This is a genomic window from Crossiella sp. SN42, from assembly GCF_023897065.1.
Lineage (GTDB): Bacteria > Actinomycetota > Actinomycetes > Mycobacteriales > Pseudonocardiaceae > Crossiella.
The window spans coordinates 1-17,259 of the sequence record NZ_JAMHIV010000002.1; the positions used below are offsets into that span (position 1 = coordinate 1).

General features: G+C 71.9%; 17 protein-coding genes. 5 read left to right on the plus strand and 12 right to left on the minus strand.

What is annotated here, in order from left to right:
* The coding region (locus M8C13_RS03100) for a hypothetical protein (protein WP_252478901.1) at positions 1 to 267 on the plus strand (267 nt) is incomplete at its 5' end.
* Positions 268 to 320: 53 nt separating this feature from the next.
* Here the strand turns inward: M8C13_RS03100 and M8C13_RS03105 are convergent.
* Positions 321 to 1,823, minus strand: a complete 1,503-nt coding sequence (locus tag M8C13_RS03105) for a glycosyltransferase family 39 protein (RefSeq protein ID WP_252478902.1) — start codon at positions 1,821 to 1,823, stop codon at positions 321 to 323.
* 70 nt (positions 1,824 to 1,893) lie between these two features.
* Complete coding sequence (locus M8C13_RS03110; protein WP_252478903.1) at positions 1,894 to 3,084, minus strand: ROK family transcriptional regulator; 1,191 nt, start codon at positions 3,082 to 3,084, stop codon at positions 1,894 to 1,896.
* Here M8C13_RS03110 and M8C13_RS03115 point away from each other — a divergent pair.
* Positions 3,079 to 3,288: a hypothetical protein gene (locus tag M8C13_RS03115; RefSeq protein WP_252478904.1), complete on the plus strand. Its 210-nt coding sequence runs from the start codon at positions 3,079 to 3,081 to the stop codon at positions 3,286 to 3,288. The genes M8C13_RS03110 and M8C13_RS03115 overlap by 6 nt on opposite strands.
* A 49-nt stretch (positions 3,289 to 3,337) precedes the next feature.
* Here M8C13_RS03115 and M8C13_RS03120 read toward each other — a convergent pair whose 3' ends face one another.
* Positions 3,338 to 4,450 (minus strand): glycosyltransferase, encoded by a 1,113-nt coding sequence (locus tag M8C13_RS03120; RefSeq protein ID WP_252478905.1) that lies wholly within the window; start codon positions 4,448 to 4,450, stop codon positions 3,338 to 3,340.
* A gap of 73 nt (positions 4,451 to 4,523) precedes the next feature.
* Here M8C13_RS03120 and M8C13_RS03125 point away from each other — a divergent pair, with 73 nt between their 5' ends.
* The gene (locus M8C13_RS03125; RefSeq protein ID WP_252478906.1) at positions 4,524 to 4,886 is read left to right on the plus strand and encodes a DUF5313 family protein; all 363 of its coding nucleotides are present in this window, start codon (positions 4,524 to 4,526) and stop codon (positions 4,884 to 4,886) included.
* A 124-nt stretch (positions 4,887 to 5,010) separates the two neighbouring features.
* Complete coding sequence (locus tag M8C13_RS03130; protein WP_252478907.1) at positions 5,011 to 7,044, plus strand: FG-GAP-like repeat-containing protein; 2,034 nt, start codon at positions 5,011 to 5,013, stop codon at positions 7,042 to 7,044.
* Positions 7,045 to 7,111: 67 nt separating this feature from the next.
* Here the strand turns inward: M8C13_RS03130 and M8C13_RS03135 are convergent, their stop codons facing one another.
* The 7 genes from M8C13_RS03135 to trxB all read right to left on the minus strand — a co-directional run bounded on the left by M8C13_RS03135 (position 7,112) and on the right by trxB (position 15,188).
* Positions 7,112 to 7,729 (minus strand): vitamin K epoxide reductase family protein, encoded by a 618-nt coding sequence (locus M8C13_RS03135; RefSeq protein WP_252478908.1) that lies wholly within the window; start codon positions 7,727 to 7,729, stop codon positions 7,112 to 7,114.
* A gap of 180 nt (positions 7,730 to 7,909) precedes the next feature.
* Positions 7,910 to 8,380 carry a hypothetical protein gene (locus M8C13_RS03140; protein ID WP_252478909.1) on the minus strand — a complete coding sequence of 157 codons (471 nt, stop codon included), beginning with the start codon at positions 8,378 to 8,380 and terminating at the stop codon, positions 7,910 to 7,912.
* 58 nt (positions 8,381 to 8,438) lie between these two features.
* Positions 8,439 to 11,633 (minus strand): amidohydrolase family protein, encoded by a 3,195-nt coding sequence (locus M8C13_RS45270; protein ID WP_252478910.1) that lies wholly within the window; start codon positions 11,631 to 11,633, stop codon positions 8,439 to 8,441.
* Positions 11,634 to 11,712: 79 nt separating this feature from the next.
* Positions 11,713 to 12,312, minus strand: coding sequence for a hypothetical protein (locus M8C13_RS03150; RefSeq protein ID WP_252478911.1), 600 nt, complete (start codon positions 12,310 to 12,312; stop codon positions 11,713 to 11,715).
* A gap of 96 nt (positions 12,313 to 12,408) precedes the next feature.
* A complete protein-coding gene (locus M8C13_RS03155; RefSeq protein WP_252478912.1) occupies positions 12,409 to 13,338 on the minus strand; it encodes a hypothetical protein in 930 nt (309 codons plus the stop codon).
* On the minus strand, positions 13,338 to 14,213 hold the full coding sequence (locus M8C13_RS03160) for a hypothetical protein (RefSeq protein ID WP_252478913.1): 876 nt from the start codon (positions 14,211 to 14,213) through the stop codon (positions 13,338 to 13,340). The genes M8C13_RS03155 and M8C13_RS03160 overlap by 1 nt, the downstream gene beginning before the upstream one ends.
* 63 nt (positions 14,214 to 14,276) lie before the next feature.
* Entirely contained in the window at positions 14,277 to 15,188 is a 912-nt protein-coding gene (trxB, locus tag M8C13_RS03165; protein WP_252478914.1) for a thioredoxin-disulfide reductase, read from the minus strand.
* A gap of 124 nt (positions 15,189 to 15,312) precedes the next feature.
* On the opposite strand from trxB, the gene M8C13_RS03170 reads away from it, so the two are divergent.
* Positions 15,313 to 15,687 (plus strand): FKBP-type peptidyl-prolyl cis-trans isomerase, encoded by a 375-nt coding sequence (locus M8C13_RS03170; RefSeq protein WP_252478915.1) that lies wholly within the window; start codon positions 15,313 to 15,315, stop codon positions 15,685 to 15,687.
* 40 nt (positions 15,688 to 15,727) lie between these two features.
* Here M8C13_RS03170 and M8C13_RS03175 read toward each other — a convergent pair whose 3' ends face one another.
* A complete protein-coding gene (locus tag M8C13_RS03175) occupies positions 15,728 to 16,624 on the minus strand; it encodes a nucleotidyl transferase AbiEii/AbiGii toxin family protein (RefSeq protein WP_252478916.1) in 897 nt (298 codons plus the stop codon).
* The gene (locus tag M8C13_RS03180) at positions 16,621 to 17,217 is read right to left on the minus strand and encodes a hypothetical protein (protein WP_252478917.1); all 597 of its coding nucleotides are present in this window, start codon (positions 17,215 to 17,217) and stop codon (positions 16,621 to 16,623) included. Before M8C13_RS03180 ends, M8C13_RS03175 begins: the two co-directional genes overlap by 4 nt.
* Positions 17,218 to 17,259 lie beyond the last annotated feature (42 nt).

The following is a 17,259-nucleotide window of genomic DNA, read 5'->3' on the forward strand; positions in this document are numbered from 1 at the left end:
TCCGGCGAGGACATTCTTTTGATCTTCGGGGTTAAAACCAAGAGCGAAGATCAAGAGCGTCCTCGCCGGACGGGCAGGAATCAAAGCATGGGGGGAAAGTCAAGGTCAAAGGCAGAGACGCAAGCGGGTCTTGAGGTTCCCCATGCCCGTCAACCTTCCGAAATCGAACCACATCCCAGCGAGCAGCCGCCGTCACGTGGCGTGGCCTTGGCGGCGGCGCCTGTGAGCGTCTGCTCGCTGGGATGTGGTGCGATGTCTCCAGGTTGACGGGCATGGGGAACCTCAAGACTTCGGACAGGTTTTGAAAAGCCAGCCCGTCGCTAGCTCATGTGGCTGATCTCCGGCCAGAGGTCGTCCCAAGATCGCGTGACGTTCTCGCAGAGCCAGATCTTGCCGCCCTGTTCGCGGTTCTTGATGCCCAGGTTGTTGCGGATCTCGGCTTCGTAGCGGAGGTTGGTGCAGGCTTTCTTCGCCCAGGCAGGGGGTTCTGGGCTCTTGGCGGGCTGGATCAGGATGGCGTTCCGTGCTGTCGCCGGGGGGCGTTCCCAGGCCGCGTAGCCCCGGTATCCACTGTGGACGGTGGGGAGGCCCCTGGTGCGGCCGTAGCGGTGCAGGGCGGCTGCCTCGCCGAAGTTTTCGGCGATGATGACGGTGGTGCCGCGTTGGGCTGGGGGGAGGGTGTCGTAGACCTTGGTCACGGTGTCGGTGAGTTCCGGCCAGCCGAACTGTTCGGCGGACAGGCCGTTCATCTGGATCACCGGGATGCGGTCGAGCTGGCTTTCCGGGACCAGGGGCAGCGCCAGGGGGAGGATGAACACCGCGGAGAGGACGCCGGCGGTGGTGGCCACGGCGGTTCTCGCGTTGCCCTTGGCTCGGGACAGCCAGCCGTCCACGGCCAGCGCGCCTGCCGCGAGCAGAGCCGGGTAGCCGCCGAACAGGTACAGGGGGGAGCCGCCGCCGGCGATCAGGGCAACCGTGAGGATGAGGAAGGCCGCGCCCAGGAAGCGGAACTGCTGGGTGCGGAGCAGGCGGACCAGGCCGGCCAGCCAGAGTGGGGTGAGCAGGGGGCCGATGGCCAGGGCCTGCATGGCGAGGAAGAGGGCCGGGCCGCCTCGGTCGGTGTTGCCTTCGCTGAGGATCTTGGCCATTTCCAGTTGGGGCCAGCCGTTTTCGTACTGCCACAGCAGGTTGGGCAGCCAGATCAGGACCGCCAGGGCTGCCCCGGCCCAGAGCCAGGGGGTGCGGAACAGGGAACGGGGGCCGGCGAGGAGCAGGGCCAGCAGGAGGGAGGCGACCACCGCGCCGATGAGGTACTTGTTGTGCAGGGCCACGCCCAGGATCGCGCCCGCGGCCAGCAGGAGTTTGGGGTTGCCGCCGCGGATCACCTTGACCAGCAGCCAGATCACCGCGGCGGTGAAGGTGATGTCGAAGGTGGTGGTGTGCAGCATGTGGCCGGGGATCAGGACCATGCCGGACAGCGCCGTGGCCAGGGCGGCCAGGGTTTGGGCGCGGTGGGTGCCGCCCAGCTCCCTGGCGGTGAGGGTGACGAACAGGACGGTCAGTCCTGCGGCCAGTGCGGCGGGGAAGCGCAGGGCCATCATGGAGTCCGGGACCAGGAAGTCCATCAGGGCCGCGATCATCGGGGTGAAGCTGGGCTGGTCGGGGTAGCCCCAGGCCGGGTGCTGGCCCGCGACGATGAAGTACAGCTCATCGCGGTGGTAGCCGTAGCCGCCGCTGAAGGCGATCAGCGCCAGGGCGGTCACGGCGGGGATCGCCAGCGCCGCCCTGGACAGCGCCGGGCGCACCGAAGTCTCCTGCATCATGGCGGGAAGCCTGCCGGGGCAAGGGTTTCCCGGCCATGGGTCTGCGTCCCTGGCCGGGGTGGTGCCAGGTCTACCGGTGCGGAGGGCTCAGCTTGTGCACGCCACCGGTGCGCAGGAAGCGGTTGACCAACAGGGTCGCCGCGCCCAGGGCGATGGCGTCCGGGCCGAGTTCGCACAGGGCGATCTGGGTGCCTTCGAACGGGTGGCGCAGGGCGTAGGCGCGGGCGGTGTCCCTGATCAGTGGGAGGGTGTGCTCGGCGAGCAGCAGGCCGGCCCAGCCGCCGAGCAGGATGCGTTCCGGGTTGAACAGGTTGACCAGGTTGGCGATGCCCGCGCCCAGGTACCGCGCGCTCTCCTCGATCAGGGCCTGGGCCTGGGGCGCGGGGTCGGCCAGGGCGGCGCGGAAGGCGGTGGCCTCGTCGGTCAGCGGGGTGCTGATGTTCATGGCGGCGCGGTGGCGGGCGACCACGGCCGCCGCGCCGGTGAAGGACTCCAGGCAGCCCCGGGAACCGCAGCGACACGGTGGGCCGTCCAGGGCGAGGGTGGTGTGGCCCCACTCCCCCGCGCTGCGCCGGGCGCCGCGGAAGGGGTTGCCCTCGGCGATCACGCCCGCGCCGACGCCGGAGCCGATCAGCGCGATCACCGCGTGCTTCGCGCCCCGGCCCGCGCCGAACCACATCTCCGCCTGGCCCATGGTGTTCGCGCCGTTGTCGATGTGCAGGGGCAGGTCGGTTCCCTTGCGCAGCAACGCTTCCAGCGGGACCTTGCGCCAGGCCGCGGTGTGCCCGTGCACCAGCAGCTCGCTGTCCTGCTGCACCACGCCCGGCACGCCGACCCCGACGCCGAGCACCCGGTCGGTGCACACCGTGTCCGCGGCCAGCACCTTCTCCAGGCCGGTCAGGATGTGCCCGATCACCAGGTCCCGGTCCTGGTTGTCCGGCTCGACGGGCAGCGTCTCCTCGGCCAGCACGGCCAGGGTCAGGTCGAAGGCCTTGACCCGCACCCAGGTCTCGGCCACCTCCACGCCGATCACCGTGGCGTGCCCCGGGTTCACCCGCAGCAGACCGCGCGGCCGGCCGCCGTCGGAGTCCACCGTGCCCGCCTCGACCAGCACCTGCTCGTCCACCAGCTGGCCCACCACGTTGCTCACCGAGGCCTGGCTCAGACCGGTGCGCGCGGCCAGCTCACGGCGGCTGAGCGGGCCCTCGAAGTACACCGCGCGCAGCACCATCGCCCGGTTGCCGCGGCGCAGGTCGTGCACCGTCTGACTGTTCTCGCGCACCCGCATCCCTTCGCCGTCCTGACCGATTATCAACCTCCGAGTGCTTCCCCTTACCCGGCCGGGCTCTGCCCAGCCTTCCGCGCGGCCGGGATCACCACCAAGGCCCTGGTGCTGGACTGGAACTGGAACTGGAACAAGTGGGCCGAGTGGGGCGCGCCGAACCAGCAGCGGAGCACCGCGTGAGCGCGCACCGGTGAGGTGGTAGGCCCGGGTCCGCGCGGGGAACCCTGGCCTACTTGACCAGCCCGGCCAGCTTCGTCACCAGCGTGGCCGGGGCGGGCATGCCTGCCATTTCCTTGCGCACGGCCAAAGAAGCCTCGGTCAGCGCCGGGTCGGTGAGCAGCCTGCGCAGCTCCGCGGTGCTGATGTCCTTGGCCGCCACCGCGGTGCCCGCGCCGCGCTTGGCGACCAGGCGGGCGTTGTGGTCGCGGTCGCCCGCGCCGGGGACCACCAGCTGCGGGATGCCGGCGGCCAGCGCCGCGGACACCGAACCCGCGCCGCCGTGGTGCACCAGCGCGGCGCAGTGCGCCAGCACGCTGGTCAGCGGGGCCCAGTCCAGGGTGCGCACGTTGGCGGGCAAGGACTCCCGGCGCAGCACCCGGCGGTCCGGGCGCAGCAGCACGATCTCGGCGTCCAGGCCCTCGGCGGCGTCCACCACCGCGCTCATCAGGCGGTTGCCGCCCGGGCCGCCGACGGTGCTGCGGCTGACCGCGATCCGCGGCCGCTCGGACTCCGCGGCCAGCCAGGCGGGCAGCTCGCCTTCGCCGCTGTAGGGCTCGTAGCGCATCGGCCAGCCGGGCTGCTCGCCGACCAGGCTGGGCGGCGCGGTGACGATCCGCGCGGCGGGCTCCGGCAGATCGTCGATCCCGTTGCGGCGCAACGGCTTGGTCAGCTTCTCCTTGGTCGCGGCGAGCAGTTCCAGGCCGTCGAAGAGCGAGTTCTCCACCAGCACCGCGGGCACCCCGGTCACCGCGGCGGCCAGCGCGCCCGCGATGGCCAGCGGCTCGTGCAGGATCAGGTCCGGCCGCCAGGAGCGGGCCAGCTCGACCGCGCCGTCCGCGAGCTCCTCGTTCACGTGCCCGAACAGCAGGGCCGCGCCCCTGGTGCCGGACTTGCCCGCGATCTCCGCCTTGGCGATCAGCGGGTGCCACAGCAGGGTCCGGCGCACGATCGGCTCGAACCGGAAGCCCGGCGCGAGGTCGCGCACCGGCAGGTCGGACTGGTCGGCCACGGCCAGCGCCTCGCCTGCGGTGGCCAGCAGGACCTGGTGACCGGCCTCGCGGATGGCGCGGGCGAGGGGAACCAGCGGCAGCAGGTGGCCCAGCATCGGAGCCGCGGTGATCATGACGCGCACCCCGCCACGGTAGCGCGATCTCCAGAGAGGTTTGTCGATCAGCCGAACGACCTACTCTGGATGCATGGAGCGGCCGAACCCGGCCCGCTGGCTGGCCTACGCCTACGGCGCTCGCCTGCCGCAGCGGTACCGCGAGTGGGTGCTGCACGACGTGACCGCGCCGACCTGGCTGCTGCGGCACGTGGCCCGCACCCTGGCCCAAGCCGCGCCGCTGGTCTTCCTGCTGTTCCTGGTCTTCGACCCGCTGCTGGGCTTCCCGCCTGCCATCGTGCTGCCCGCGCTGGGCATGGGGCTGCTGGTGAGCCTGTACTACTCGGCCTCCTTCGCACCGGAGAGCGCGGACTACCGGGCGGCCAAGCACGGCTACCCGGAGGGCCACGCGACCCAGGTCAGGGCGGCTCGGCGACGGGAGCGCGGTTCGCGCTGACCAGGTCAATTGTTACAGCCTGTGACACTTGTCATACGGGCTACGCGGACGCCTGCCGATGACCGACCATCGAGCCGCACTTCCTGGGATTTGAACGATTTCCCGTGACTGGGGGAACCACACCGTGACTCGCCACCGTGCGGGCAAGGCCGTCGGCCTGCTCGCCTTCACCACCGCCGCGGCGCTGCTGACCAGCCTGCCCGCGTACGGCCTCGCCGGCGGTACCGCCGCGGCGGAGGGCTCCTACGGCTTCGTCGCCAAGATCGACGTCGGCCCTGGCACCCGCAGCTGCAGCGGCGTGCTGATCGACCCGAACTGGGTGCTGACCGTGAAGTCCTGCTTCCCGGAGAACGCCCAGGGCGGCAAGCCGGCCCAGCCGACCAAGGTCACCGTCGGCCGCGCCGTGCTCTCCGGCAGCACCGGCCAGGTGGTGGACGCGGTCAACCTGGTGCACCGCGCCGACCGCAACCTGAGCCTGGTCCGGCTGGCCACCGCGGTCACCGGCGTGGTGCCGGCCACCGTGGCCAAGACCGCGCCCGCCGCCGGGGACACCGTGCGCCTGGCCGGCTACGGCCGCACCGCCACCGAGTGGACCCCGGACCGGCTGCACACCGGCCCGGCCAAGGTCGAGTCGGCCGCCGCGACCACGCTCAGCGTGCTCGGCGAGGGCTCGGTCTCGGTCTGCCGCGGCGACTCCGGCGGCCCCGCCTTCCGCGAGACCGGCAGCCGCGCCGAGGTCATCGGCCTGCACGCGGCCTCCTGGCAGGGCGGCTGCATGGGTGAGACCGAGACCAGGCGCACCGTCACCGAGTCCAGGGTGGACAACCTGGACGGCTGGCTGGAAGCCCAGCTCATCGGCCTGACCGCGACCCCGCTGGCGCAGCACGGCAACCAGCTCAGCTGGCTGAACCCGCCCGCGCTGAACGCCACCGCCTACCGCGTCTACGGCGCGCAGACCGCGGACGTGCCGCTGGTCCCGGCGAACCTGCTGGGCACGGTCAGCGACGGCAGGTTCGCGCACACCGCGCTGCCGGCCAAGCAGACCTGGCACTACCGGGTGGTCCCGGTGACCGCCGCCGGTGACGGCCCGGTCTCCGCGGTCGCCTCGGCCACCGTGAAGACGCACACCATCAGCGACTTCAACGGCGACGGCCGCGACGACATCTCCGCGATCTACGACTACAGCAACGGCGACGCGGGCACGTTCAGCTTCGACGGCACGGTCGCCGGCCCCACCGAGCCGGTCTCCAAGCACCGCACCGGTCCGAACAACTGGACCGTCTCCAGCGCCAAGTACCTCAACGGCGACTTCAACGGCGACGGCTTCGCCGACTGGGGCGCCTTCTACAACTACGGCGGCGGCAACATCAAGTTCTGGGTCCGCTGGGGCTCGCCGACCGGGCTCAAGGACAGCACCTCGCTGTGGGACTCCGCTGGCCAGTGGGACTGGAACCGGGCGCAGTTCGTGGCCGGTGACTTCAACGGCGACGGCCGCACCGACGTCACCGCCGCCTACGGCTACGACAACGGCCGCACCGCGTTCTGGCTGTTCCGGGGCAACCCGACCGGGTTGGACGCGCCGGTGCAGACCTGGAACTCCGGTGACGGCAACTGGGAGCGCACCAGCAGCACCTTCATCGCCGGTGACTTCAACGGCGACGGCCGCGACGACCTGGCCGCGCTGTACAACTACGGCGGCTACGACGTCTCGCTGTTCACCGCCAACGGCACCGTCGACGGGCACACCGCCCCCGCGCAGCAGTGGCGGACCGGCCCCAACCAGTGGGACCCGGCCCGTTCCCGTTTGCTGGCAGGCGACTTTGACGGCGACGGGCGCACCGACGTCGCGGGCCTGTACGGCTACGCCGACGACCGGCTCGCGCTGTACGTGGCCAAGAGCACCCCGAACGGCATCGGGCGGTTCGCGATGACCTGGGAGACCAGGCCGGGCGACTGGCACCTGCCCTCCAGCGTGTGGGTGGCCGGTGACTTCAACGGGGACGGCCGCTCGGACCTCGGCGGCTTCTACAACTACGGCGGCGGCAGCATCAAGCTGTTCAACTTCCGCGGCCAGCCCGGCGGCGGCACCGACCGCGGCGCGGAGGCCTGGGACTCCCGCGGCGGCTGGTACTGGGAGCGGGCCTACTTCATCCCGTGAGGTAGCGCAACGGACAACGCCCGGATCGGCTCAGGCCGGTCCGGGCGTTTCGCTGTGCGGGGCCTGCTCAGGCGAACAGGCTGGCGCCGAAGGCGGTGAAGACCAGCGCGGCGATCACCGCGAGCCAGGTGGCGGTCAGGATGCCGTGGTAGCCCACCACGGCCCGGCCGCCGGCGCGCCCGCCGAAGTGGCCGCGCTCCAGGTTGTGCAGCGTGGTGTAGACGAAGACGGGGATGGTCACCGCCCAGACGACCATGCAGTAGGGGCAGAGCACCCGGATGTCGTACAGGCTCTGCACCACCAGCCAGTGCACGAACACCAGGCCCAGCGTCGCCCCGGCTTGCAGGCCCAGCCAGAACCAGCGGCGGTAGGTCGCCCCGGCCAGCAGCCCGAAACCGATCGCGGTGACCACGCCGAACCCGCCGATGCCCAGCAGCGAGTTGGGGAAGCCGAACACCGCGGCCTGCGGCGACTGCATCACCGTGCCGCAGCTGAGCGCGGCGTTGAAGGTGCAGGTGGGGATGTAGTTCGGGTTGAGCATCAGCTCGAACTTCTCCACCGTCAGCACGAACGCGGCCACCAGCCCGACCAGCCCGCCGACCGACAGCACCCAGGCCACGATCCGGTCCAGCCTGCGGTCCTCGACCCCGGCGTCACCCTCGGCAACGACCTGCCTGCTCGTCATAGCGCTTCCGATCCACTGCGGTTCCGGCCTGCCCACGGTAGGCGGTGCGCGGAGACCACGCACCGCCCCGTTCGATCCCAGCACCGCTGAGGTGACACCGGGGTGAAAACCGGCCGTTCAGTTATCAGTTCACCCGGCCGGGGCCAGGCCGTGTGGTCAAAGCCAGCGCAGGAGGGTGCCTCAGGGCCGCTGGCGCACGGCGCCGTCGGCCGCGACGATCACCCCGGCCTGCGGCTGGCCGCCGCCGCAGTGCGCGCCGGCCGGGAAGACCTCCTTCGGCGTGAGCTGGACCTCCTGCTCCACCAGCACCACGCCCGCGGCGTCGGTGAGCCGGACGCTGAGCCGCATCGGCGCCAGCTTCAGTCCCACCTGGTCGAGGAAGCCGTTCTTCGCCCCGGTGCGGACCAGTTGGGCCGAACAGGGTTGCTCCGGTTTCCCGCTCGGGCAGGTGGACGGCACGGCCGCGGTGGACTCGCTCAGCACCACGTCCTTGCCGTCCAGCGTGGCCTTGGCGACCTTGGCGGCCAGCGGCGCCTCGATCTCCAGCCCGATACCCGCCCGGGCGGCCATGGCCGGACAGGCAAAACCGCCCGGACCACCGCAGCCGGTGAGCACGGCAAGCCCGGCCAGTGCGAGCAAGAACCTCCGCATACCGACCAGACGGTGTGCGCGGCTCACCTGGTTGCACCCCGCTCCACCCGGTTCCGGCCTAGCACTCCGGGTCGCAGCAGGAGTTGCGGCGCATGGTGTGCGCGACCTCCAGCCAGTGCGCGTCGTCGGGCGCCGACTTGGTGAGCGCCTCGGCCTGGTTGGCGAAGGAGCCGACCAGGTCGTCAGCGGTGAACTGGATACCGCCGCGCAGCACCGAGGTGGTGCGGACCAGGGAGCTGAAGTCGGTGAACGGGTCACCGTCCACAATGGTCACATCGGCGACCTTGCCGACCTCAAGGGTGCCCAGGTCCTCGAACTGGCCGAACACCTTGGCCGGCAGCGAGGTCACCGTGCGCAGGGCCTGCGCCGGGGTGAACCCGTTGCGGTGCAAGGCTCGCAGCGCCAGGTGCAGGTGCAGGCCGACCGCCACCAGCGGCTGGTCAGTGCCCAGGGCGACCAGGCCGCCGCCGTCGAGGACCCGCTTGTACACGTCGACCTCGGTGGCCAGCGTGGTCAGCTGGGCCTGGCTGGGCGGCACCTTGGCCGCGGCCCGCGCGGCCGCGGCGTCCCACGGCGGCATCAGCGTGCCGACCCTGGGGTCCTCGGCCAGTGCGGCGTCCGCGCCGAGCAGCGGGGCCGCGGTGAACGGGGTGGCGATGAGGTGGAAGTTCGTCTTCGTGTAGATCTCGGTGAGGTCCTGGTAGGCGCGGCCGGAAGCGCTGGTCGCGTGGCCCCACTCCAGGCGCTGGGTGGCCTGCAGGTGCGTGGTCAGGTCCTGGTTGAGCTGCACGCCGGGTGAGCACAGGTGGCCGCCGCTGCGCACGCCGAGCCGCTCGTGCGCGAACCTGGCCGCCTCGGCCATGATCCAGCCGGGCGCGCGGACGTAGGTCTTGACGAAGTCCCAGTCCAGCGCGGCCGCCCGGTCCAGCGAGCGGCGCAGGCCCTCGCGGGTGCTGTGCGCGCGGCCCATGCTGTAGGCGACCCTGGCGCCGTCGAGCAACTCGCCGGTGGCGATCAGCCGCGGTCCGGCCAGCGCGCCCGCGTTGACCGCCTCCCTGATCCGGGCCTGCTCGTAGGCGAAACCGCCGAAGGAGACCGCGGTGGTGATGCCGTAGGCCAGCTGCAGCGCGGTCTGGCGGCCGCCGTAGGTGGACTGCCAGGGGTGGGTGTGCGCGTCCCACAGCCCGGGCAGCACGGTCTGCTTCGAGGCGTCGATCCGCCTGCCGACCGGCCTGCCGGGACGGTGCGGTTCGACCGCGGCGATCCGGCCGCCGCGCAGCACCAGGTCCACGTCCTGGCGCACCTCGTCACCGGTGCCCGCCCAGAACCTGCCCGCGTGCACCACGGTGTCCTCTGGTCGGGGCCGCCGGTAGTCCAGCGGCGCGCGGACCGTCCGCGGCGCGCCCCCGCCGGTCCCGATCAGCCGCAGGCGGCCGTTGGAGAGGTAGAGCACGGTGCGGCCGTCACCGGCGAAGGACGGGTGGTCGGCGGCCTCGTCGGCGAGCTTGCGCGGCGGGCCGGAGGGGGTGCCGTCCGGGCCGATCGGCACCAGGTGCAGCGCGGACTCGATGATCACCGCGAAGTGCCTGCCGTCCGGGGACCAGACCGGGCCGGAGTCGTAGCGGTCGGCGATCGAGGTGTTCGGCGCGACCGGGTGCAGCCGGGACTTGCCCGAGCCTGCCTCGACCACCCTGATCAGGTTGTAGCCCTCGCGGAAGCGGCCGTTGAGCCGGTTGCGGTCGCAGAAGGCGAGGAACTTCCCGTCCGGCGACCAGCTCGGCCTGCCCGGGATGCCACCGCCGCCGAGCGGGCTGGCCAGCACCTTCTCCGTGCCGGCCGCCAGGTCGCGCAGCACCAGGTTGCCGGACATGTCCAGCGCGGCCAGCCACTTGCCGTCCGGGGACAGCGCGGGGTGCACCCGGCCGCCGGTGGCCAGCACGGTCTCCGCGCCGGTGGCCAGCTCGCGGCGGCGGACGGTGTAGAGGCCGTCGCGGTCGTCGCTGAAGACGATGCTCTTGCCGTCGGCGGTCCAGGTCGGCGCGAGCAGGAACCGGGTCGGCTCGGCGCTGACCACCTTGCGCGGGCTGCCGCCGGAGCTGGGCACGGTCCACAGCGAGTTGAGCGCGGCGAAGACGACCTGCCTGCCGTCCGGGGACAGCGCGGGCAGATGCGGCGAGCGCACGTCGCGCACCCCGCCGCCGGTGAGGTCGTAGCGCTTGCCGCGGTAGCGCGGCCGGTCCACCGGCAGCATCGCGGTGAAGGCGATGGGCTCGGCGTTCGCGGGCGCGCCGGGGCGCAGCAGGGTGAACTTGCCGCTGACGGTGAGCAGCAGTTGGTCCGCCGCCACCCAGCGCGGCGGCACCGGCTCCACGTCGCCGCCCACCGGCACCGGCTGACCGGCCACCACCAGCGTGCAGCCCGCGGCGGGCGCGGGAGTGGTGCGCAGGTAGGCCAGGCGGCCGTCCGGGGACAGCGCGGGGGCCAGCACCTGGGCGCCGCTGGTGTCGGTGTGCGCGACGGTGACCGGGCCGCTGCCGTCGGCGCGGATTTCGGCCACGGTGCGGGAGTCCAGCGCGGTGCCGGTGAAGGAGCCGCGCACGAACAGGATCCGGCCGCCGTCGGCGGAGAACGTCGGGTCGAAGTCCTCCCACGCCTTGTCCTGCAACGGGCCGTCCTGGCCGGGCTTGCCGGTGATCCGGGTCAGCTCGCCGGTGCGCACGTCCAGCACCCAGATCCGGTACGGGCTGCCGTTGACCGTGTGGCCTTCCCGCTCGGAGGCGAAGACGATCTTCGTGCCGTCCGGGGACCAGGCCGGGCCGCGGTCGTCCCACGGGCCGTCGGTGAGCTGGCGCAGGCCGGAGCCGTCCGCGCGCAGCAGCCACAGGTGGAAACCACCGCCGCGATAGGCGCAGACGACGAGCTGTTTGCCGTCCGGGCTGAACACCGGGCGGTTGGGTTCGAGGTCGGCCGGGGTGAGCGCCTTGGCTTTGCCGCCGCCGCGGGGAATGGCCCACAGCACGTTCTGCACCTCGGCGACCAGGCTGCCGTCGACTGGGCTCAGGGTGGCCGCGCCGTTGGTCGCCGCGGTGAAGGAAAGCGCTGTCCGACCAGCCTCTTCGGCGGCGGGCGCGGCGAGTGCCCCCGGTGCGGAACCGAGGGCTCCGGCGGTGCCAGCCGCGGCCGCGGTGAATGCGGCCGCCTGCAGGAACCGGCGTCGGGACAAAGTCGAATCGCTGCTGTCCGATATCTCCACGCGTCGAGGCTACTCAGCAGCCCAGTCCCGACAAGTGCGTTTTAGTTCAGCAAACAGTGCATTTCTGGGCTTTTCGGATTTATTCCCAATCCCAGTGAAAACTGTGCCAGCCCGGCCGGGGTTCGGGCACCAGCAGCTCGACCAGGCCGGTGCGGTCGACCGCCACCGTGCGGACGGTTTCCGGGCAGGTGGCCGGGTCGGGCTGCCAGGTGTGCCGCACCCGCATGGGCAGCGCGTCCGGGTGGAAGGTCAGCCTGGCGCCCAGGGAGTGCACGCCCGCGCGCAGGTGGCCGCGGTAGCGGTGCGCGGTGCGGTGGCAGCCCGCGAACAGCCAGCGCCACTCCAGCACCTGCGCCTCGCCCCGGCGCAACGGCTGGTCCAGCACCAGTTCCGCGTAGGTGGCGCGGTGGTCGCGGTGCTGGCGGCCCAGCTCGCCGCCCAGCAGCGCCTCGAACTCCGGCTGGTGCCGCTCGCCTGCCGGGCCGCGGTGCCCGGTGACGTAGCTGCCCACCCCGTCCGCCTTGGCCAGCACGAACCGGTGGTGCGCGACCTCCCGCCACTCCCGGTGCTCGCCGACGGTGACGTCGACGTCCACGCTCACCATGCCGAGGCGGTCCGGATCCTCGGCGGCGAACGGGAACGGCGGTGCGTCCACTGTGGACGGTGGGGGGAACGACATCACTGCGGCGGCTCCGATCACGAGCGGCCCACGTAGGCGGCGGGACCGTCGCAGTTTAGGTCGCCGCAGCGGCGGAAAAGGTTGCTTCGAACGGATTCACCCGTCCCACTCCCAGGCCAGTCCGTATATACCCGGCTCCGCATCGAGCACGGCGTGGTGCGCGCTACCGCTGGGACCTGGTGGCACGTCGGCGAGCAGGTCCCTGGTCCGGCCGCCGAGCCTGGTGCGGTAGCGGTGGCAGCGCACCGGCAGTTCTGCCGGGTCGAAGCGCACCCGCAGCAGCAGTTCGCGGATCTCGGCCCGGCAGCCGTACTGGAGGTAGCCGTCCCGCTGGCCGGGCGGGGGCAGCTGCACGGTCTCGATCGCGTAGGTCTCCCCGGCGCGCAGCACGTGATCGAAGACGATCTCCACCGCGAACAGCCCCGACTCCGGGTCGTGGGTCTGCCTGCCGATCCGGCAGTCGCTGACCGGCCGGTAGGCGGGGCGGGCGCCGCCGGGCGGCACGGCCTGGAAGGCGAGGAACCGGTCCACCCCGTCCTCCAGCGCCACGAACACCTGCCGGACCCGGTGCTCGACCTCGCAGCGGTCGGCGTCCACCAGGCACAGCCAGTCGTGCTTGAGCTGCCGCAGCTGCGCGTTGGCCCGCCCGGTGTCCAGGTCGGGCAGCCGGACCGGCGAGGTCAGCTCCAGGCTCTGCTCGACCAGCGGCCTGCCGTGCGTCCGGTCCAGCCAGCGCCCGCGCGGCCGGCGCGGGCCGAGCAGGGCGAGCAGCGAGTCGGCGGGCAGTCCGGCCAGTTCCTCCACGGCGCGCACCGCGTTGAGCGACTCCTCGCGTTCCGGCCGCCGGTTGCCGCGCTGCCAGTAGCTCAGGCTGGAGGTGCTCACCGGCAGGCCGATGGCGTGCAGGCGGCGGCTGACGCCCTCGATGCCCAGTCCGCTGCGCCGGATGGCCAGCCGGAAGGCCAGGTGGAACGGTCCGGTGGACAGCGCCTGGTGCAGTGCGGCATCCGGCGGCGGCGTGCCCATCACACCCAGTCCCAGACCGCGCCGTGCCAGCCCGCGCCCGCGTCGGTGAGCAGGTAGTGCGTGCTGCCGCGCGCGCCGATCCGCAGCTCGGCCACCCGCTCCTCCGGCACCGCCAGGCTGGGCCGCCAGGTGCGGTGGCAGCGCGGCGGGATCGCGTCGGGGTGGAAGAACAGCCGGTAGCCCATGGTGCGGGCGCCCGCGCTGAGCACGGTGCGGCTGACGTTGCTGGTGCCCACGCCCAGCGGGAACTCCCAGGTCCACTGCAAGTGCAGGGTCTCGCCGGCGGGCAGCGGCCGGTCGAAGCGCAGCTCGGCGCTGTTGACCTGCCGGTCCAGGTCGCGCAGCTGCTCGCCGGTGGTGGCGCCGATGACCTCGCCGAGCACCGGCAGCTCCTCACCGGGCTCGGCGGCGTAGCGGGTGACGTAGCGGTCGATGCCGTCAGCGAGGGACATCAGCAGGCGGCGGTTGACCATGCGCACCTGCTGGCGGTCCGGGCCCAGGTGCAGGTCGGCCTCCACGCTGACCACGGCCAGCGCGTTGTTGGTCTCCGCGCGCAGCTCCGCGGTGGCCAGCTTCCACTCCAGCCGCTCCTCGAAGGAGCTGGACCGCATCGCCCACTCCTGCCCCAACGGGTGCGGCGCCTTGCCGAGCAGCCTGCGCAGCGACCCGTCGGGCAGCGCGAGGATGTCCTCCAGCGCCGCCACCGCGGCCAGTGAGGTGCGACGTTCCGGCCGGGTGCGGCCGCGGCGCCAGTAGCTCAGGCTGGCCAGGCTGACCGTGATCTTCCGGTCCATCAGCCTGCGCTGGATGTTCTCCAGGCTCAGGCCGCTGTGCTCGATCGCCAGGTGCAGCGTCTCGTGGAAGGTGGCGGTCATGGTGCCGACGAGAATCCAACATCAATGGCTTCGAAGCAAGGCTGACCAGGGGCTAAGTGAAAATCAGCGTGCCAGCCACCGCTCGGCGTCCATCGCGGCCGCGCAGCCGGACCCGGCCGCGGTGATCGCCTGCCGGTAGGTGTGGTCGACCAGGTCGCCCGCGGCGAACACCCCGTCCAGGTTGGTCGCGGTGCCCGGCCCGCTCACCCGCACGTACCCGTCCACGTCCACCTCGACCTGCCCGCGCACCAGCGCCGACCGCGGCTCGTGCCCGATGGCGACGAAGAAGCCGGTCAGCGGCATGATCGACTCCTCGCCGGTGCCCGCGTCCTGGACCCGCACCCCGGTCACCGAGGTCTCCCCCAGCACCTCCAGCACCCTGGTGTCCAGCTGCCAGCGGATCTTCTCGTTGGCCCGCGCCCGCTCCAGCATGATCTTGGACGCCCGGAACTCCTGGCGCCGGTGGATGATCGTCACCGACCGGGCGAACCGGGTCAGGAAGGTGGCCTCCTCCATCGCCGAGTCGCCGCCGCCGACCACCGCGATGTCCTGGTCCCGGAAGAAGAACCCGTCGCAGGTCGCGCACGAGGACACCCCGCGCCCGAGCAGCCGCTGCTCACCGGGCACGTCGAGGTAGCGCGCGGCCGCGCCCATCGCCAGCACCACCGCCCTGGCCTGGTAGTCCCGCCCGTTCGCGGTGACGGTCTTGACCGGCCCGGCCAGGTCGACGGACTCCACGTCCTCGGCCCGCAGCTCCGCGCCGAAGCGCTCGGCCTGCGCGCGCATCTGCTCCATCAGGTCCGGCCCGAGGATGCCGTCCTTGAACCCGGGATAGTTCTCCACCTCGGTCGTGGTCATCAGCGCCCCGCCGTAGCTGACGCCCTCGAACACCAGGGGCTGGAGCTGCGCCCGCGCGGCGTACACGGCGGCGGTGTACCCGGCCGGCCCGGAACCGACGATGATCAGATCTGCCATACCCCCAGATGCTCCGGCGCGCGGGGGCCGCCGCGCCCCGGCCGACCGGCTGGTGGGATTCACAGCCGTTCAGAGCCGTTCAGTTAGGGTCGGCACGCTGGAAGCCATTCGAGGAGGACACCCCATGGGCAAGACCAAGCCCACCGTCACCGTGCCCGACGGCCCGTCGCCGGACTACCTGGACATCACCGACATCGAGATCGGTGACGGCCCGGAGGCCACCGTGGGCCAGGAGGTGACCGTGCACTACGTGGGCGTGTCGCACAGCACCGGCCAGCAGTTCGACGCCAGCTGGGACCGCGGCGACACCTTCTCCTTCCCCCTGGGCGCAGGCCGGGTCATCAAGGGCTGGGACATGGGCGTCAAGGGCATGAAGGTCGGCGGCCGCCGCCAGCTGGTGATCCCGGCGCACCTGGGTTACGGCAACCGGGGCGCGGGCTCGGCGATCAAGCCGGGCGAGACGCTGATCTTCGTGGTGGACCTGGTCGCGGTGAGCTGACGCGGGTCACGGACGGCCGGTCGGCGCGCGCCGACCGGCTTCACCGCCAGTGTCCGTCGGCGGCCAGCCAGCTCTTGCCGCCGGTCTGGCCGGCCAGGCACGGGTCGGCGAAGGCGGTCAGCCAGGCGATCACCTCGGCGAAACTGGCGGGCAGGTGCTCACCCAGGCGCTGTTTGCGTTGCCAGGCCAGCCAGCGGGGTTGTGCGAGCTCGGCGAAGCCGTCCAGCACCTCGCTGAGCACCACGAGATCCACCTTGCGGTGGGCGGCCACCGTGGTGAACGCGGTGCGCAGTTCGTCGCCGGAGACGTCGTGGCGCCGGCTCAGCAGGTAGACGTCGGCGAAGTCGCGCCACCGGGTGTTCGCGGTACCCCGCTGCACCGCCGTGGTGATCTTCTCCGCGTGCACCATCGCCAGCGGATATCCCATGATGGGCAAGGGGTCAGCCAGCAGGCGGGGCAACAGGACGGTCTGCGGTTCGGGCCAGACCGGATCGCCCACGTTGACATCAACGTGCAGACTCAGCCGTGCGGCGGCGAGGCGTCCGGTCATCGTGACCCGGACCCCGCTGTAGTCGTCCTCATCCCGGATGGTCTCCGCCGTCGCCGAGTCGACGTCGAACTCCAGGCCGTCGTCGATCGGCAGGGCCGCGATCGACCGCACCAGCTCCAGCACAGCGGTGGTCTCGTTGGACATCCACCGGCCGAGGAGATCGACGTCTCTGGTGGGGCGGCGGGTGTCGTAGGCCGCGAGCAGCACGCCGCCCTTGAGCACCAGCCGACCTGGCTCGGTCGAGCTGGTGAGCCGGGTCAGGAAGCCCTCCAGCGCGTAGAGCTGGTGCAGCTCATCGGTTGGCCGTCCGGCTTTGCGGGCCAGGTTCTGCAGGTCAAGGTAGGCACGGCCGGCTTTGGTGGATCGCGTGGGGCGAACCGGAGTCACAGAAGAACCTCGAGTGCGTGTCGCAGGGATCTCTCGGCACGGGGAAACGCGCTGGCCATACGCAGCAACGACGAAGGCTGACTGCCTGGTCGCCGGAGCCATCGCCGGAGCGCCTCGTTGCCTAACTCGGGTCCTTCCCACCTGCGCAGCCGGAAGGCGTCGACAACACACCGTTCCGCGTTGTAGATGCCGATGTGGTGCCGCTGGTCCAGCGCCAGGCGCTCCCGGCCGACCGCGAAGGTCTCCGGCGCGAACAGGTGCCAGGAGACCGGTGCCCGGACCTTGGGGCGGGTGTGGCCGCGGGGCACAGCGACATCGATCGTGGCCGGGATCTGGTCGGTCAGGCCGTGCCTGGCCAGCGCGCTCGACAGGCACAGCGTCGCCTCGGGCGCTCGCACGGCGATCTCCAGCAGGTCGGGATCCGTGAGCTGCCCGTCATCCGCCCAGCGGAACAGGCCCCAACCTATCGACTCGATCGCTCCCGAGTCGCGCAGCGCGTACAGGCGCCGGTCCGACATCCCCCGGTCCCGGGCGTCGTTGTAGGTGAACGGCGAGGGAAGCGCCGTGTGCTCCTCCTCAGCCCCTATCTCCACGGAGAAAATCGTACACACGACGGGTACTTATGTGTACGATTT

Bases quoted from the DNA above. Each gene is read 5' to 3' on its own strand.
- M8C13_RS03105 (WP_252478902.1), bottom strand. From the start codon at position 1,823: ATGATGCAGGAGACTTCGGTGCGCCCGGCGCTGTCCAGGGCGGCGCTG.
- M8C13_RS03120 (WP_252478905.1), bottom strand. From the start codon at position 4,450: ATGATCACCGCGGCTCCGATGCTGGGCCACCTGCTGCCGCTGGTTCCC.
- M8C13_RS03125 (WP_252478906.1), top strand. From the start codon at position 4,524: ATGGAGCGGCCGAACCCGGCCCGCTGGCTGGCCTACGCCTACGGCGCT.
- M8C13_RS03135 (WP_252478908.1), bottom strand. From the start codon at position 7,729: ATGACGAGCAGGCAGGTCGTTGCCGAGGGTGACGCCGGGGTCGAGGAC.
- M8C13_RS03140 (WP_252478909.1), bottom strand. From the start codon at position 8,380: ATGCGGAGGTTCTTGCTCGCACTGGCCGGGCTTGCCGTGCTCACCGGC.
- M8C13_RS03150 (WP_252478911.1), bottom strand. From the start codon at position 12,312: ATGTCGTTCCCCCCACCGTCCACAGTGGACGCACCGCCGTTCCCGTTC.
- M8C13_RS03155 (WP_252478912.1), bottom strand. From the start codon at position 13,338: ATGGGCACGCCGCCGCCGGATGCCGCACTGCACCAGGCGCTGTCCACC.
- M8C13_RS03160 (WP_252478913.1), bottom strand. From the start codon at position 14,213: ATGACCGCCACCTTCCACGAGACGCTGCACCTGGCGATCGAGCACAGC.
- trxB (WP_252478914.1), bottom strand. From the start codon at position 15,188: ATGGCAGATCTGATCATCGTCGGTTCCGGGCCGGCCGGGTACACCGCC.
- M8C13_RS03170 (WP_252478915.1), top strand. From the start codon at position 15,313: ATGGGCAAGACCAAGCCCACCGTCACCGTGCCCGACGGCCCGTCGCCG.